The organism is Betaproteobacteria bacterium (assembly GCA_016194905.1).
Lineage (GTDB): Bacteria > Pseudomonadota > Gammaproteobacteria > Burkholderiales > JACQAP01 > JACQAP01.
The window spans coordinates 163,526-180,141 of record JACQAP010000029.1 but is presented as its reverse complement, the minus strand read 5'-3'; the positions used below and the strand labels follow the sequence as shown (position 1 = coordinate 180,141).

The window sequence follows — 16,616 nt, the reverse complement described above, 5'->3', positions numbered from 1 at the left end:
TCCGCTACAACAGCGTCTCGCGGGATATGCCGCTGCGGCGCAGGATTTTGCGCAGGCTTGTCAGCGCTTCGATCTGGATCTGCCGGACCCTCTCCCTGGTAAGGTCCAAGCTTTGCGCCAGTTGCTCCAGCGTATGGATTTCCAGGCCGTTCAGTCCGTAGCGGCGCTCGATCACGCTGCGCTGGCGCTCGTTAAGCTGGTTCAGCCATTCGTGCACGTGACGCTCGCTCTCGATATTCTCCAGCCTGATGTCCGGAGGCAGCGTGTTTTCGTCCGCAATGGATTCGCCTACAGATAACATCGGATCGATATCCAGCGGTGCATCCAGCGAGGTCATGCGTTCGTTCAACGACAGCAACCGTCGCACCCGATCCACCGGCAAGTCGACCAGATGCGAAACGTCGTCAGCCGTTGGGTCGCGTTCGGAGTGCGTCTCCAGATGGCGCATTGCACGCAACACCATGTTCAGTTCCTTGATCACGTGCACCGGCAGGCGAATCGTGCGGGACTGGCACATGATGGCGCGCTCGATGCTCTGACGGATCCACCAGGTTGCATAGGTCGAAAAACGGAACCCGCGTTCGGGATCGAACTTTTCCAGTGCGTGGATCAATCCCAGATTGCCTTCCTCGATCAAGTCCAAAAGCTGCAGGCCACGGCCGTTGTAATGCTTGGCAATGTTCACGACCAGCCGCAGATTGTGTTTGATCATCTTTTGCCGCGCGATGAAATCTCCCTCCCTGACCCGTCGCGCGTGTCTGACCTCCTCTTCCACAGTCAGCAATTCGTTTTGGCCAATATCGTTGAAGTAGAGCTGAGTGACGTCGCTTAGGATATCGGGACCGAAATAGTCCTCGATTGCCGCATCGTCCGTCGATGCGGGTTCCTCGACTTCTTCTTCCTGGGAGGAGAAGTTGTCTTCGTTCATGAGATCCGCTCGGGAAGGTACTGGAGCGGATCGATAGGTTTGCCGAGACGGCGGATCTCGAAATGCAATGCGACGCGGTCGCTGTCGGTATCACCGATTTCGGCAATCTTCTGGCCCTTCGCTACGGTCTGCCCTTCCTTCACGAGGATCTGGCTGTTGTGCGCGTACACGCTAAGATAAGACTCATTGTGTTTGATGATGATAAGTTTTCCATAACCGCGTAGTCCACTGCCGCTGTATACCACTTTGCCGGGCGCGGCTGCCAGCACAGGTTGACCGCTGCGTCCTTCGATGCCGACCCCCTTCTGATTCGCACCCTGGCCAAATGCGTACAACAACCTGCCCTGCGCCGGCCATTCCCAGATCATTTTGCCGTCGCCGGATGGCGTTTCCTTCTGCGCTGGCGCCGGTAGTGGCGCCGTCGTTGCATGAGTTGTCGGCGACTTGGCCGACGGTTGAGTCGTCGCCGGTACCGATGGGGTCGGGGTCGCAGCCGCTCTTGACGCAGGCATTTTAAGTTGCGCGAGAGCCTGTTCCGAATACGGCAGCTTGCGCGCCTTGGGTTCGGAGAACACGGGCGCCGCCACCGGCGCAGGAAGCGGCATCGGCTGCGCGGTTGTAGCCTCGCCTACGCTGTCCCGCGGAAACAGCCGCAGACGTTGATCGATCTTGATCAATCCCGGATCTTCCAGATTATTCCATGCCGCCAACTCACGATAATCCTGACCGTAGTCGAGCGCAATGCTGTAGAGCGTGTCACCTTTCTTCACGATGTGATACTCAGGTCGCCAGTCGCCTTCGCGATAGGGCTTGGTAGTGGGCTCCTCCATCGGCGCGGGTAGTTTTTCCGGTACGGGCAGGGGTAGCTTTTCCGATTTTGCGGTCGAGACTGCCGGCGCGACGGTCGCTGGCGGATTGGTCGGCGCGGGATTCGGCGGCGCCGAAGTCTGCGGCTTAGACGCGGCGGCGGTGGCGGACGATGCTGCAGGTGCCGTCTTCGCCGCAGTCCCGGCGTTGGGGGAACGTTCGATCACCGGCGCGGCGGTCGGGGTCGAACCGCAAGCAGTCACTAGCGCTGTCATCGCGCCCATCAGAATTCCAGGCCAAAAACAGCGCAATGAAAAAAGAGTCATGCCGACACTCCAGCAATCAGCGGCACGAATTTGACTTCGTCGAGCACCGACTGCGTGAAACCGTCCGCATTGCGTTCGACCAGAACGAGCCGCTGCTCGCGAGTACCCAGCGGCAATACCAGCCGCCCTCCTTCGCCAAGCTGATCCGCCAGCATTTCCGGCAGGTGGGTCGCCGCCGCCGCCATGACAATCGCGTCGAACGGGCCCTGTTCCTTCAGGCCCGCATGCCCGTCGCCGTGCTTCAGCTTGATGTTGCGCAGACCGAGTTCGCGCAACCTTACTCTGGCTTTCGACAGTAGTCCGGCCAGTCGTTCCAGCGAATAGACTTCGCGGGCCACGCGCGACAAGACTGCTGCCTGATATCCGCAGCCGGTACCGATCTCCAGCACCTTGTGGAGCTCACGACCGCCTCGTGCAAGTTCTACCATACGCGCCACGGTGAACGGATTGGAAATGGTCTGGCCGAATCCGATCGGCAACGCGACATCGTCATAGGCACGACTTGCCAGTGCCTCATCGACAAAGATGTGACGTGGTATTTCTGCCATCGCGTTCAACACCACCTCGTCCTTCACGCCCTGGTCGCGCAGCCGCTCGATCATGCGCATGCGCGTGCGCTGCGAGGTCATGCCTATGCCGGCGATCCTGTTATTCATCTGATCGGGAATGGCCTGGACACGTGCATCGGCAGTGGATCATGTCAGCGCAGGCTCTGTCAGCCAGTTCCGCAAGCGATCAATGCTGGCGTACTGCGTCAGGTCGATCTGCAGCGGCGTGACCGATACCTTGCCGTGCGCGACCGCATGGAAGTCCGTACCTGACCCGGCATCTTGCGCATCACCGGCCGCACCGACCCAGTAAACAATCTCACCCCGCGGATTGGTGGACTTGATCACCGGTTCGGCCTTATGCCGTCGGCCTAGCCGGGTGACTTCGACGCCCACCAACTGATCGTAGGCAACGTCGGGCACATTCACATTCAGCAACAGCGGAAATGCTATGGGACGATCGCGAAAGCGCTCGAACATTTCACAGGCCACCCGAGCGGCCGTGACGTAGTGACCTGCCGATTTGCTGGCCAAGGACACGGCAATGGACGGGATTCCCAGGAGAAACCCTTCCGTCGCCGCCGCCACCGTGCCCGAATAGATGGTGTCGTCGCCCATGTTGGCGCCGTGATTGATGCCCGATATCACCATGTCCGGCATCTGATCGAGAAGTCCGGTCACGGCAAGGTGCACGCAGTCCGTGGGCGTGCCGTTGACATAGTGAAATCCATTGTGGGAACGCCTGACCAGCAAGGGACGATCAAGCGTGAGGGAATTGCTGGCGCCGCTGCGATCACGCTCTGGCGCAACCACGACGATTTCCGCGAATTTCGACAAGGCCTCCGCGAGCACGGCGAGGCCGGGCGCGAAATACCCGTCGTCGTTGCTCAGGAGAATACGCATCGGCTGAATTGGCTGGCCCGGACCTCGTCCCGAAGAACGAAAGAACTGGAAACGTTTACTTCCCGTCCGTTCATTCTTCTCGAAAGCCTGCCGGCCAGTGGTTATTGACGCGGAAAAATGGTCGGGGCGAGAGGATTTGAACCTCCGACCACCTGCACCCCATGCAGGTACGCTACCAGGCTGCGCTACGCCCCGAATTTACCGGCGGATTATAGCAGGCCCGATGCCGGACACGTTACTCGCGCAGGATGTCGAGCAGGCTCTGGATTTCCCGGCGTAAAACCGCAGAGTTGAACTTGGCGGAAGCGGAGGGTTTCATCTGCACGGCGGATTCATCCAGCCGGGCTCGCGCGCCACTGATGGTGAATCCCTGCTCGTAAAGAAGCTCGCGAATACGGCGGATAAGCAATACTTCATGATGCTGGTAATAACGGCGGTTGCCGCGCCGCTTCACCGGTTTGAGCTGGGTAAACTCCTGCTCCCAGTAGCGCAACACATGCGGTTTGACACCGCAAAGCTCGCTGACTTCACCGATGGTGAAGTAACGCTTGGCGGGAATCGGGGGCAGCGGTGCCCTAGGACTGCTGCTGTGGTTGCTGCTGTCCACCGTAGTTCTTCTCGACCATCGCCTTCAGTTTCTGGCTGGCATGAAATGTCACGACACGACGCGCCGTGATCGGTATTTCTTCGCCGGTCTTGGGATTGCGTCCGGGCCGCTGTGGCTTGTCGCGCAACTGAAAATTGCCGAAACCGGACAGCTTCACGCCGTCGCCGTTTTCCAAAGCCATGCGCACTTCCTCGAAAAACGATTCCACCATGTCCTTGGCTTCGCGCTTGTTCAATCCCACCTTCTCGAACAACAGATCCGCCAGGTCGGCTTTGGTCAGTGTCATCGGTTCACCTTATTGTCGGAGCTTGGCACCGTATTCTTGTTCCAGAACCCTGCGCAGACCCGCCAGTGCGGCGTCCACTTCGGCATCGGTCAGAGTTTTTTGAGTATCTTGCAATAACACTCGGAATGCAAGACCTTTTTTGCCGTTTTCAATGCCCTTACCGCGATATACGTCGAACACCGAAACGGCATCGACAATAGGTGCTTTCGACTGCATCAGGCCATCCAGGATCAACTGAACCGGGATTTTTTCGTCCACAGTGACCGCCAGATCGCGGCGCACGGGCGGAAACTTCGACACTTCGCAGTATTGCGGCAGGCTGCGGGCTAGCAAGGGCTCGGCATCCATTTCGAATAAAACCAGCGGCGCTGGCAGTTCGTATTTTCGTTGCAACCTGGGATGCAGCTCACCGATCCATCCGATCTCCGAGCCGTTCAGCAGCATGCGCGCGCTGCGGCCCGGATGCAGAGCCGGATGCGGCGCGGCCACGACCCGGACCTGTGCAGGCGCCAACAGCACTTCGACGTCGTTCTTGACGTCGAAAAAATCCACGCTACGAGCGGCTATTCCCCATTGTTCTTCATCCGCAGTGCCAAAGGCCGCGGCGGCAATGCGCATGGGCTGGCGAACGCCTGCCACGTCCAGATCGCCGCCCGAGACGCTGGCATCGCGCAAAAAAACGCGGCCGACTTCAAAAATCCGAACCCGGTCGAGCTTGCGATTCAGGTTATAGCGCACGTTGGCAATCAACCCTCCGATCAGATTCGAGCGCATCACGGCAAATTGGATCGCGATCGGGTTGAGCAGCCGGATCGGTTGCGCATTCCCGGCGAAATCCAGTTCCCATCCTTCTTCCACGAAGCTGTAGTTGACGACCTCATGGTAATCGGCCGCCGCCAGGCGCTCGCGCAGGTCATGGAGCGACCGGCGCCGCTCTGGCAAGGCCAGCATGTTCGCGACAGCGAGGGGAGGATTGGCAGGGATACGCTCGAAGCCATATAGGCGAGCCACTTCCTCGATCAAGTCTTCTTCGATTTCGATGTCGAAGCGATAACTGGGCGGCGTAACGACAAGCGATTCTTCAGTTCCGCTGCCCTCGCGGCGAGACTTGAAATCCAGACGGGCAAAAATATCCGCCATCTCGTCGGAGGGGATCTGCACACCGATGATCTTGCGTGCCCGCGAGACTCTCATTTTTACTGGATGCCGCTGCGGCAGCTTTGCCACGGTTTCTACCACCGGGCCCGGTTCGCCTCCGCAGATTTCCAGCACCATTGCGGTGGCGCGTTCAATCCCCCCGATATTGTTTTCGAAATCGACGCCGCGCTCGAAGCGATGGGAGGCGTCACTCGTAAAGTTGTAGCGCCGCGCCCGGCCTGCAATCGCGTCCGGAAAAAAGAACGCAGCTTCCAGGAATACGTTCCGGGTATCAGGATCGGCCTTTGTGCTGTCGCCGCCCATGATGCCGGCCAGCCCGATCGGTCCGCTCGCATCGGTGATGGCCAATACGCCTTCGTCGAGTTCCACGGTCTGCTCATTCAGCAGCTTCAGCTTCTCGCCCTTGCGACCAAAGCGCACATCGATGCCGCCCTTGAGCTTGTCCAGGTCGTAAACGTGCAAGGGACGTCCCAGTTCGAGCATCACGTAGTTGGTGATGTCAACCAGAGCCGAGATCGAGCGCTGTCCCGCGCGCTCCAGTCGCTGTTGCATCCACTCCGGTGACGACGCCTTTGCATTCACGTTGCGTATGACTCGCCCGGTGAAGCGCCCGCAACCGTCCGCCGCCGAAATCTTCACGGGAAATGTCGCCTTGCTCCCTGCCGGGACGGCGGGAATTTCCGGAGGCCGGAACGGCGTACGCGTCAGAGCCGCCACTTCGCGGGCCACGCCTAGCACAGACAGGCAATCGGCTCGATTCGGCGTGAGTTTGACGGTAAATATCCTGTCGTCCAGCGCCAGTACTTTGCGCACGTCGCTGCCGATCAAAGCGTCCTCGGCAAGCTTCAGCAAACCGCTGTGGTCTTCGGACAATCCCAGTTCGCGCGCGGAACACAGCATGCCACGGCTCTCGACGCCACGCATGGTTGCGACCTTGATCTCGAACGGCTGATCCGGCGACGCGCCCGGCAAGCGTGCGCCGATGAGCGCGCAAGGCACTTTCATTCCCTCCGCGACATTGGGCGCACCGCAGACGATGCTGAGCGGTTGAATACCGCCGACTTCGACTTGGCAAACCTTCAACTTGTCGGCGTTGGGGTGCTTTTCCATCTTCACCACTTCGCCCACCACGACGCCCGTGAAAGGCGGCGCAACTTCGCGGCAGTCTTCGACTTCCAGGCCGGACATGGTCAGCAAATGAATGAGCTCCGGCGTGGTCATCTTGGGGTCGACCAACGAGCGCAGCCAGTTTTCCGAGAATTGCATGGTCCCGTTATCTCAGTTGAATTGCCGCAGGAAACGCAGGTCACCGTCGTAAAACAGGCGCAGGTCGTCGATCCCATAACGCAGCATGGTCAGACGTTCCAGTCCGCTGCCGAATGCAAAGCCGATGAAACGTTCGGGGTCGAGTCCGAAATTGCGCACCACGTTCGGGTGCACCTGCCCGGCGCCCGAAATCTCCAGCCATCGTCCCTTGTAAGGTCCGCTGGCAAAAACCATGTCGATTTCGGCGGAAGGCTCGGTGAAAGGAAAGAAGGATGGGCGGAAGCGCACCTGCAGTTCGTCGGTTTCGAAAAATCTGCGCAGGAAATCGGTATAGACGCCTTTCAGGTCGGCGAAGCTGATGTTCTCGTCGAGCCACAGACCTTCGACCTGATGGAACATGGGCGAATGAGTCGCATCCGAGTCAACCCGATAGGTCCGGCCCGGTGAGATAACCTTGATCGGCGGCTTATGGGTTCGGGCGTAACGCACCTGCATCGGACTGGTGTGCGTGCGAAGCAGCAGCCCACCCTCGACATAGAACGTGTCGTGCATTGATCGCGCCGGATGATTCTGCGGCTGATTGAGCGCGGTGAAATTGTGCCAATCGGTTTCGATTTCCGGACCATCGGCGACGTCGAATCCCACCGAACGGAAAATCGCTTCGATACGCTGCCAGGTGCGGATGACCGGATGCACCCCGCCGCGACTGCGCCCGCGCCCGGGAAGCGTTACATCGAGCGCCTCTTCCGCCAATCGGGCTTCCAGAGAAGACATCTCGATCGCCTCACGGCGTGCCTGCAGCAGAGCTTCGATCTGTTCCTTGGCCTTGTTGATCAGTGCGCCTGCCTGCGGGCGCTCCTCGGCAGAAAGCTTGCCGAGCCCTTTCAGTATTTCAGTCAGCGCACCGCTCTTGCCAAGAAAACGCGCCTTGGCCTGCTCGAGGGCAGCAAGGTCGGTGATGCTGTCGAAATTCGATTTCGCGTCGGCAATGATGCCGTCGAGGTTATCCATCTCGTCGCGGCTATGACTGAATAAAGGCCTTGGTTGAATTAACCCAGGGCTGAATAAAAAAAGGAGGCCTTACAGCCTCCTTTTGACTTCATTTTCCCGAATCAAGCGCCGAGGCTGGCTTTTGCCTGACTCGCGATCCGTTCAAAAGCGGATTTGTCGAATACGGCAATGTCAGCCAAGACCTTGCGATCGACCTCGATCGCGGCTTTCTTCAGCCCATTGATCAGGGTGCTGTAGGTCATGCCGAATTCCCTTGCGGCGGCGTTGATGCGAACGATCCACAGTGCGCGGAAATCGCGCTTCTTCCGACGGCGGTCACGATACGAATATTGACCCGCGCGCATGACCGCCTGCTTGGCAATCTTGTAGACGTTGCCGCGGCGGCCGCGATAGCCCTTCGACTTATCGAGAACTTTCTTGTGCCGCGCGCGCGCGGTGACACCACGTTTGACTCTTGGCATGGCGGTCTCCGGTTACGCGTAAGGAAGCATCGATCGAATATGACCGTGATCCGACGGATTCACGGCCGTATTGCCGCGCAAATGGCGTTTGCGCTTGGTCGACTTCTTGGTGAGGATGTGGCGCAGGTTCGCCTGCGTGCGCTTGAAGCGGCCGCTACCGAGCGCCTTGAAACGCTTGGCGGCACCGCTCTTGGACTTGAGCTTGGGCACAATGACTCCTTCTGATATTTTAGCCTGACTCCAGGCGTCCCCTCGCGAGGCGCTTTGTTGCCTGGGAATCACTTGTTTTAACGACACTGACCGATTGTCTGGCGGCGGCTGGCAGCCTCCGTTAAACATCTGTCATCCGTTCTCTAGAAACACCTACTACCAGCCATTTACTACTTTTTCTTGGGGCTCAGCACCATGACCATTTGCCGGCCTTCCATTTTCGGGAACTGCTCGACCACACCATACGGTTCGAGGTCGGCTTTCACCCTTTCCAGCAGTTTGAAGCCGAATTCCTGGTGCGCCATTTCCCGGCCGCGAAAACGCAGGGTTATCTTGGTCTTGTCGCCTTCGGTCAGAAAGCGGGTCAGGTTGCGCAGCTTGATCTGATAATCACCATCGTCCGTACCTGGCCGGAATTTCACTTCCTTGACCTGAATCTGCTTCTGCTTGAGCTTGGCCTCGTGCCTTTTCTTGGCCTCGCTGTACTTGAACTTTCCGAAGTCCATGAGCCGCGCTACCGGCGGCTGCGCAGTTGGCGCGATTTCTACCAGATCGATTTCCAGCTCCTCCGCCATGGCATTCGCCTGGGCGAGACTGACGACCCCGATTGGCTCACCTTTGATACCGATGAGCCGGACCTCCGGCGCAGTAATCTCGCCGTTGATCCTGACATCCCTGTCCTGAGCTATAAGCAGGCCTCCATCAAAAAATTAAGCCGCGCTTCCCGACTGCGGCAACTCGGATTTAAGTCGCTCGATGAATTCGCCGAGCGGCATCTGGCCGAGATCGCTACCACCACGGGTACGCACGGCAACGGCGTTTGCCGCCACCTCTTTATCACCAACCACCAGTTGGTAAGGCAGCTTCTGCAAACTATGTTCTCGAATTTTATAGGTAATTTTCTCGTTTCTCAAGTCCGCAAGAGCGCGGAAGCCGGCTTCACTGAGCCGCCGGGCCACTTGGCCGGCATAGTCGGCTTGATGCTCGGAGATATTGAGGACCACGATCTGCTCTGGCGAGAGCCACAACGGCATCGCACCGGCGTAGTGCTCGATCAGAATACCGATAAAACGCTCCATTGACCCCAGAATCGCCCGGTGCAGCATAACCGGTAGCCGCCGACTGTTGTCCTCAGCGATATATTCGGCCCCGAGCCGGTCCGGCAGCGCGAAATCCAGTTGCAACGTCCCGCATTGCCAGACGCGGCCGATCGAATCCTTCAGCGAAAACTCGATTTTCGGGCCGTAAAACGCGCCTTCACTCGGATTTAGGTCCCATTTAAGACCTTTTGCGTCAAGCGCGGCCTTCAGTGCATCCTCCGCCCTGTCCCAAGTTTCCTCCGCTCCGATGCGCTTGATGGGACGCGTGGATAGCTTGATCAGGATCTCGGTGAATCCAAAGTCGGCATAGACTTTCTGCAGCAGTTCGATGAACGCCGACGCTTCGCCCTGCACCTGGCCTTCGGTGCAGAAAATATGGGCGTCGTCCTGGGTGAAGCCGCGCACCCGCATGATTCCATGCAAGGCCCCGGAGGGCTCATTCCGATGGCAGGCGCCAAACTCCGCCAGGCGCAACGGCAGATCTCGATAGCTCTTCAGGCCCTGGTTGAAAATCTGCACATGGCCAGGACAGTTCATCGGTTTGACCGCGTAGTCGCGCTTTTCCGATTCGGTGGTGAACATCAGTTCACGGTAGTTTTCCCAGTGCCCCGAGCGCTCCCACAGGGAGCGGTCCATGATTTGCGGGGTACGCACTTCCTGGTAGCCGTGATGGGAAAGCGTCCGGCGCATGTACTGCTCGACTTGCTGCCAGATCGCCCAGCCTTTCGGATGCCAGAACACCATCCCAGGCGCCTCCTCCTGGGTATGGAACAGGTCGAGCTGCTTGCCGAGCTTGCGATGATCGCGCTTTTCCGCCTCTTCCAGGCGGAACAGGTAAGCGTCGAGATCTTCCCGCTTCGCCCACGCAGTACCATAGATCCGCTGCAGCATTTCGTTCTTCGAATCGCCGCGCCAATAGGCCCCCGCGACCTTCAGCAGTTTGAATACCTTGAGCTTGCCAGTGGAAGGCACATGCGGGCCACGGCACAGGTCAGTGAAGTTATCCTGGGTGTATAGCGAAATGGATTCGTTGCCGGGAATCGCGCCGATGATCTGCGCCTTGTAGTTCTCACCCTGGCCCTTGAAGAATTCCACTGCCTTGTTGCGATCCCAGACTTGGCGCTCGACCTTGATATCGCGTTTGGCGATTTCCGCCATGCGCTTTTCGATTGCGGCAAGGTCCTCGGGTGTGAACGGGCGTTTGTAGGAAAAATCGTAGTAGAACCCGTCCTCGATCACCGGGCCGATGGTGACTTGGGCGTCCGGATAGAGCTCCTTGACGGCATGCGCCAGCAGGTGCGCGGTTGAATGCCGCAGGATATCGACGCCTTCGGCATCCTTTTCGGTCACCACCGCCAAGTCGGCGTCATGATCGATCACAAAAGAGGTATCGACCAGCTTGCCGTCGACTCGTCCGGCTAGCGCGGCACGCGCCAATCCTGCACCAATCGACGCGGCGACTTCCGCGACGGTAACCGGCTTGTCGAACGCTCTAAGCGATCCGTCAGGCAATCGAATGGATGGCATTTTTCGAAGATCCAAAATAAAAAAGTGCGGAGAACCGCACTTTTTTGCTACCAGACTGAAAAGGGGTTCAGAAGCGATGCATTGAATCCGGCATGCAAGTTCGGAAACCCATTTCTATCCTTGGGGAAGCTGGTAGGCGCGATTGGACTCGAACCAACGACCCCCACCATGTCAAGGTGATGCTCTAACCAGCTGAGCTACGCGCCTGTCGGAAGGCGGATTCTAAACGAAACACCGCAGGCGTTCAAACATCACTTCCTGCGCGCCGACTCCACCCCGGAAATATCCCGCACCGAAGCCAAAAGGCGTGTCAGTTGCGGCAATCCCTCGACTTCCAGCGTAAACGCCATCTTCGCATTCAGGTCCTGACTGTAAGACGTGCTGGAGGCGACCCGCACTTTTTCGCGTGTGAAGATGTCGAGGATGTCCCGCATCAGCGCGGGATGGCCGCCCGCGATGATTTCTATATCGACCGGAAACTTCGACACGCCAGTCTTTCCCCAATCGGCGGCGATTAATCTTTCCTGCGGCAAGCGCGCGACGTTGCGGCAGTCCGCGCGATGCACCGTAACGCCGCGACCGCGGGTGACGAAACCGACGATCCTGTCGGGCGGCGCCGGTTTGCAGCAACGTGCCAGCACGGTGAGGAGCTTGTCCACGCCGACTATCAGAATACCGCTCGGTGCGGCGTTGGAGCGCGAGTGTGCTGGGTGTACAGGCAACTTGTCTTCCGGAATCTCCTCACCCAGTACCGCCGATTGCAACCGCCGAGGCGTAACTTCCCCGCGGCCAAGCGCGGCGAACAGCTCATTCACGTCACCAAACTCCAACCGCAAAGCCAGCTCTTCAAGGTTCTGTCCGGTCTTGCCGAGCCGTTGCAGATCCTTGTCGAGCGCTGCACGCCCGTGGGCTATGGCTTCATCGAGCTGCTGACTGTTGAACCACTGCCGCACTTTTGCGCGTGCGCGGTTGCTCTTGATATAGCCCAGGGCGGGATTCAGCCAGTCCCGCGAAGGTCCGCCTTCCTTGGCCGCAATAATTTCCACTCGCTGTCCATTGGACAGCGCGTAGGTCAGCGGCACGATCTGGCCATTGACCTTTGCGCCACGGCAGTGATGGCCAAGCTCCGAGTGCAGGTGATAGGCAAAATCGACGGGCGTAGAGCCGCGCGGCAGATCGACCACCCGCCCCTGCGGCGTTACTACGTAGACCATGTCCTGGAACAGGTCGGTCTTGAAGTATTCCGCCAGTTCGCTCGCGTCGGCCAGTTCGTTTTTCCATTCGAGCACGTTGCGCAGCCAGGAAATCTTGTCGTCCAGGCCCGGATCGCCCTTGACCGCCTCCTTGTATCGCCAGTGCGCGGCCACGCCGAGTTCGGCGTGCTGGTGCATCTCGTGAGTACGCACCTGGACCTCCAGCACCCTGCTATCCGGTCCGACGACCGCGGTGTGCAGCGAGCGATAGTCGTTGGCTTTCGGCCGCGCGATATAGTCGTCGAATTCACGCGGAATCGGCGTCCACAGGTTGTGCACGATGCCGAGCACCGCATAGCAGTCCTTGACGTCCTCGACCATCACACGCACTGCACGTACATCGAAGAGACCGTCCAGCCCCACTCCTTTCCCCTGCATCTTTCGCCAGATGCTGTAAATGTGCTTCGGCCGACCGCTTACCGCTGCTTCGATGCCGGCCGCCTCGAGTTCAATGCGCAGAACGCGGATGGCCTCGCCGATGTAGGTTTCGCGATCCTTGCGTTTCTCGTCCAACTGGCGGGCCAGATTTTTGTAGGTTTCGGGCTCTAGGCAGCGGAATGCCAGGTCTTCCAGTTCCCACTTCAGCTGCCAGACACCGAGCCGGTTGGCCAGCGGCGAAAACAGCTCCAGCGTTTCCCGCGCGGCGTCTTCGCGTGCATCGGCATCTTCTTTCGATGCCAGTTCGCGCAGCCATTGCACCTGGTCGGCGAGCTTGATCAGCACCACGCGCACATCCTGCGCCATCGCCAGCAGCATCTTGCGCAGCGCTTCGAGCTGCGATGCGCGATCGTTCGTTTTCGCGCCGGCGACATTCTTGCTGCGCAGAGCCTGGATCTGCGCCATGCTCGCCACTCCATCCACGAGCGAAACCACTGCAGGACCGAAAGCTGCATGCAGTGCGTCGCGCTCACTACGTGTCGCGATCGGCGCGCCGAGCAGCAGCATCGCGGCAATCGCCTCGCCGCCCACGCGCAGGCTGCCGAGAATTCCCGATGCGGCGCGAGCATGATCTATCCACGGTTGCCCGGCGCGGTGTTTGCGGCCCGGATAATATTGCCAAGCCCAGGCATCTGCGCGGATGACGAGGTCGCGCTCGGCTTGCGGCAGCCGCGCGGTCAGCGCCTCCAGCCACTGGTCTGAAGTGATATCCCGATTGATGTCGGTGAGTTTGACCATCTCGTATCAGGGCGGTATCAACGACCAGCCCAGTATTTTCTGTTGACTTCCCGCCATCCCTGTACCTCGATGCCGGCCGGATTCATGCCGATAAGCAACGCGCCGGAGAAATCGGTGCGCAGCGTTCGGCTGCCGGCTTGGCGATAGCGCGCGTTGACCGCCGGGTGCGGGTGTCCGAACCGGTTGCGATATCCAACCGAGAAAACCGTGAGACTGGGCGCGACCGCCTGCACGAATTCGGGTGTCGAGGACGTACGGCTGCCGTGATGGGGCGCAATCAATACGTCGGCTCGCAGATTTCCGGAAAATTGCAGCATCCGGAATTCCGACCGTTTCTCGATATCGCCGGGTAGCAAGATACTGCCGTAAGGGGAAACGACCCTCAAAACGCAACTGCGATCATTGTCCTTCGCACCGGAATCATTATAGTCGGCAGGCTGCGGATGCAGAAACTCGAAGGACACGCCATCCCACTGCCAGCCCTCTCCCGTGCCGCAGAGCCGGCTGCTCGTTGCCGCCATCCTGATCGCGTGATCCTGCGGTAACGATGATGCGAGCCACGCGACGGGCATTGCCTGCAAAACCGACAAGGCACCGCCGCTGTGGTCACTGTCGTCATGGCTGACGATCATTCCATCCAGCCTGCCCACACCTGCGGCGCGCAGATAAGGCACGACGATGCGACCACCGGCATCGATCTGTTCCGTGAAGGCCGGACCGGTGTCATAGAGCAGCGCATGCTCGCGCGTTCGCACCACCACCGCCAGCCCCTGCCCGACATCGAGCACCGTTACTCGCAATTCGCCCGGTGCAAGCTTTGCCGGCAACCACAAGAACAACGGCAATATCATCGCCGCCCCCACCCAGCGGGCGGGAAAACCTTTGGGCAACAGCATCCAGAGAGCACCTGCAATGCCGATCGGCACGGCCCATGCGGGCGGCGCGTGCTGCTGCCACACGGCATCCGGCAAATCACTGAGTGCCTGAAGTAAGAGCATGCAGAACGCCATGATCAGATGCGCGGCATGGGCGATCCAATCCAGTGGAAGTACTGAGGCTGCCAGCGCAAGCGGCACGACGATCAGACTGACCAGCGGAATCGCAAAGGCGTTGGCAAGTGGAGACACCAGTGATACCTGCTGGAACATGGTGAGCAGAAACGGCACAAATGCCAGCGTGACCGCCCATTGGGTTTGCGCCCATGCGCGAAACCAGCCGGGACTGCCGATTCGCGACCCTCCCGCAAGCACGATAACCGCGACCGCACCAAAGGAGAGCCAGAAGCCGGGAGAAATCACCGCCATTGGATCGAGTACCACGACTAGCGCTGCAGCCGCCGCGAGAACGGCCGCGGGCCTCGCCGCCCAGCCTGACCAAAGCGCAACCGCGACGACTGCCAGCATGTAGACCGTTCGTTGTGCGGGTACGGCAAATCCCGACAATGCGGCGTAGGCCAACGCGACGACCAGGCCGCAGACGGTGGCTGCCCGGATTGCCGGAAGGTTCAGGACCAGCGTTTCGGATCTACGCCACATTCGGAGAACCAACAGCAATACCAAGCTTGCAACCATCGTGATATGCAGGCCGGAGATACTCATCAGGTGGTTGACGCCGGTGCGTGTGAACACCCGCCACTGATCAGGCGGAATGGCTTGCTGGTCACCGATCGCAAGCGCCACGATCACGCCTGCATAGGGCCTGTCTCCCAGCGCATCGAGCAGGTGCTTGCGGGCCGCCTCGCGCGATCTTTCCAGCAGATAACCGGGACGCCAGACCAGCGACCCGATCAGATGCGGCGCCGGCTGCCCCCGGATGTATCCGACCGCGCGGATGCCACGTTCCAGCATCCACGCTTCGAAGTCGAATCCATCGGGATTGGCGTTTCCGTGGGGTCTATGCAGACGTACCATCAGGCGCCAGCGCTGGCCGGCATGCAGATCGGGCGGCGACTCGCCGTCATTCGCATACCACATCAGGGAAATTCGGGAAGGAATCCGCGCATTCAGCGTGTAAGCGCGTTCCACATCGAACAGAAACCGCACGCCGCGATCGTTCGGCTGTACCATTTCCGCGACGACGCCCGAGATCTCGACGTCGCGCCCTTCCCAGATTTCGGGAAGGTCGTCTGCGAGTTTCCAATGACCGACGGCAGCCGCCCAGAAAAAGCCTGCAGCCGCAAAGGCGACGATGGCAACCGCACGCGAGAGCGCTCTGATGGCAGCGCCAGACTGACGCGCGAGAACGATCCATAACACGGCCAACGGAACCAATGCCGTCGCGCCGGTCAAATCCGGCAGGACGGCCTGCTGCTGGAGCAGCCAGGCTCCCGCAACCAGGGCTAACAGATAAAGGCTCGTCACGATCTACCGAGAGTAATATTCGTCACACCCATGCCGCGCAAGCTTTTCCGCAAATACCTGCCGACTCACCAGAGCATCCGCGAGAATCGTTACCTTCGTTTCTTCGGCGCAGCCCTGCAACACCACGATCTCTGGCATCTTCACCGCAGATCGGTCGCTGGCGGGGTGGCGATCGGCATGTTCTGCGGACTGGTGCCCGGACCGCTGCAAATGCTGTCCGCCGCCCTGTGTGCCATCGTATTCCGCGTAAATCTGCCGGTGGCCGCGATCGTGACCTGGTATACCAATCCGGTCACGATTCTTCCGCTGTACTACGTCGCGTACAAGCTGGGGTTGTTCGTCACCGGTTCCCATTCCGCCGCGCCCCCGCAACTTGATTTGCAACTTTTCGATCTGCCGATCATGGAGTGGATTCCCGCGGTAGCGCATTGGTTTGCATCGATGGGCAAACCCTTTGCGGCGGGCCTGGTTCTGCTCGCGCTGATTCTTGCGGTCGCCGGCTATCTGCTGGTGATCGCCGCCTGGCGCGTGCACGTCGTGCTGTCGTGGCGCAAACGCCGGCGTTCGCGCGCGCCGCCCACGCAGAGGTAAGCGGCAATGCGCGCGCAATTGCGCAGCCGGATTGGCGTATACTCGGAGCGCCTCAATTCTCCCCACGCTTGACGTTCCGGCTCGGCAGCTGACCGCAA

15 protein-coding genes and 2 tRNA genes are annotated in these 16,616 nt (G+C 59.7%); 1 reads left to right on the top strand and 16 read right to left on the bottom strand.

Annotated features, from left to right (window positions below; translation table 11 throughout):
* Positions 1 to 4: 4 nt before the first annotated feature.
* The 16 genes from rpoS to HY067_20275 form a co-directional block, all read right to left on the bottom strand.
* Positions 5 to 928, bottom strand: a complete 924-nt coding sequence (gene rpoS / locus HY067_20350; protein ID MBI3530303.1) for an RNA polymerase sigma factor RpoS — start codon at positions 926 to 928, stop codon at positions 5 to 7.
* Positions 925 to 2,010, bottom strand: a complete 1,086-nt coding sequence (locus HY067_20345) for a peptidoglycan DD-metalloendopeptidase family protein (GenBank protein MBI3530302.1) — start codon at positions 2,008 to 2,010, stop codon at positions 925 to 927. Before HY067_20345 ends, rpoS begins: the two co-directional genes overlap by 4 nt.
* 47 nt (positions 2,011 to 2,057) lie before the next feature.
* Positions 2,058 to 2,717, bottom strand: coding sequence for a protein-L-isoaspartate(D-aspartate) O-methyltransferase (locus tag HY067_20340; GenBank protein ID MBI3530301.1), 660 nt, complete (start codon positions 2,715 to 2,717; stop codon positions 2,058 to 2,060).
* A 39-nt stretch (positions 2,718 to 2,756) separates the two neighbouring features.
* Positions 2,757 to 3,512 (bottom strand): 5'/3'-nucleotidase SurE, encoded by a 756-nt coding sequence (surE, locus tag HY067_20335; GenBank protein ID MBI3530300.1) that lies wholly within the window; start codon positions 3,510 to 3,512, stop codon positions 2,757 to 2,759.
* Positions 3,513 to 3,630: 118 nt separating this feature from the next.
* Positions 3,631 to 3,707, bottom strand: a tRNA-Pro gene (locus tag HY067_20330).
* 40 nt (positions 3,708 to 3,747) lie between these two features.
* On the bottom strand, positions 3,748 to 4,119 hold the full coding sequence (locus HY067_20325) for a MerR family transcriptional regulator (GenBank protein MBI3530299.1): 372 nt from the start codon (positions 4,117 to 4,119) through the stop codon (positions 3,748 to 3,750).
* Positions 4,088 to 4,405, bottom strand: coding sequence for an integration host factor subunit alpha (locus HY067_20320; protein ID MBI3530298.1), 318 nt, complete (start codon positions 4,403 to 4,405; stop codon positions 4,088 to 4,090). Before HY067_20320 ends, HY067_20325 begins: the two co-directional genes overlap by 32 nt.
* A 9-nt stretch (positions 4,406 to 4,414) precedes the next feature.
* Complete coding sequence (locus HY067_20315) at positions 4,415 to 6,829, bottom strand: phenylalanine--tRNA ligase subunit beta (protein ID MBI3530297.1); 2,415 nt, start codon at positions 6,827 to 6,829, stop codon at positions 4,415 to 4,417.
* A gap of 12 nt (positions 6,830 to 6,841) precedes the next feature.
* Positions 6,842 to 7,840: a phenylalanine--tRNA ligase subunit alpha gene (pheS, locus tag HY067_20310; protein ID MBI3530296.1), complete on the bottom strand. Its 999-nt coding sequence runs from the start codon at positions 7,838 to 7,840 to the stop codon at positions 6,842 to 6,844.
* Positions 7,841 to 7,941: 101 nt separating this feature from the next.
* Complete coding sequence (rplT, locus tag HY067_20305) at positions 7,942 to 8,301, bottom strand: 50S ribosomal protein L20 (protein ID MBI3530295.1); 360 nt, start codon at positions 8,299 to 8,301, stop codon at positions 7,942 to 7,944.
* A 12-nt stretch (positions 8,302 to 8,313) separates the two neighbouring features.
* Positions 8,314 to 8,511, bottom strand: a complete 198-nt coding sequence (gene rpmI / locus HY067_20300; GenBank protein ID MBI3530294.1) for a 50S ribosomal protein L35 — start codon at positions 8,509 to 8,511, stop codon at positions 8,314 to 8,316.
* 170 nt (positions 8,512 to 8,681) lie between these two features.
* Positions 8,682 to 9,206 carry a translation initiation factor IF-3 gene (infC, locus tag HY067_20295; protein MBI3530293.1) on the bottom strand — a complete coding sequence of 175 codons (525 nt, stop codon included), beginning with the start codon at positions 9,204 to 9,206 and terminating at the stop codon, positions 8,682 to 8,684.
* 15 nt (positions 9,207 to 9,221) lie between these two features.
* Entirely contained in the window at positions 9,222 to 11,138 is a 1,917-nt protein-coding gene (gene thrS, locus HY067_20290; GenBank protein MBI3530292.1) for a threonine--tRNA ligase, read from the bottom strand.
* Between the two features lie 130 nt (positions 11,139 to 11,268).
* Positions 11,269 to 11,345, bottom strand: a tRNA-Val gene (locus tag HY067_20285).
* A gap of 44 nt (positions 11,346 to 11,389) precedes the next feature.
* Positions 11,390 to 13,567: a bifunctional (p)ppGpp synthetase/guanosine-3',5'-bis(diphosphate) 3'-pyrophosphohydrolase gene (locus tag HY067_20280; GenBank protein MBI3530291.1), complete on the bottom strand. Its 2,178-nt coding sequence runs from the start codon at positions 13,565 to 13,567 to the stop codon at positions 11,390 to 11,392.
* A gap of 17 nt (positions 13,568 to 13,584) precedes the next feature.
* On the bottom strand, positions 13,585 to 15,927 hold the full coding sequence (locus HY067_20275; GenBank protein ID MBI3530290.1) for a DNA internalization-related competence protein ComEC/Rec2: 2,343 nt from the start codon (positions 15,925 to 15,927) through the stop codon (positions 13,585 to 13,587).
* Between the two features lie 30 nt (positions 15,928 to 15,957).
* Between HY067_20275 and HY067_20270 the strand changes: the two genes are divergently transcribed.
* Positions 15,958 to 16,518 (top strand): DUF2062 domain-containing protein, encoded by a 561-nt coding sequence (locus tag HY067_20270; protein ID MBI3530289.1) that lies wholly within the window; start codon positions 15,958 to 15,960, stop codon positions 16,516 to 16,518.
* The last annotated feature ends 98 nt before the right edge of the window (positions 16,519 to 16,616 follow it).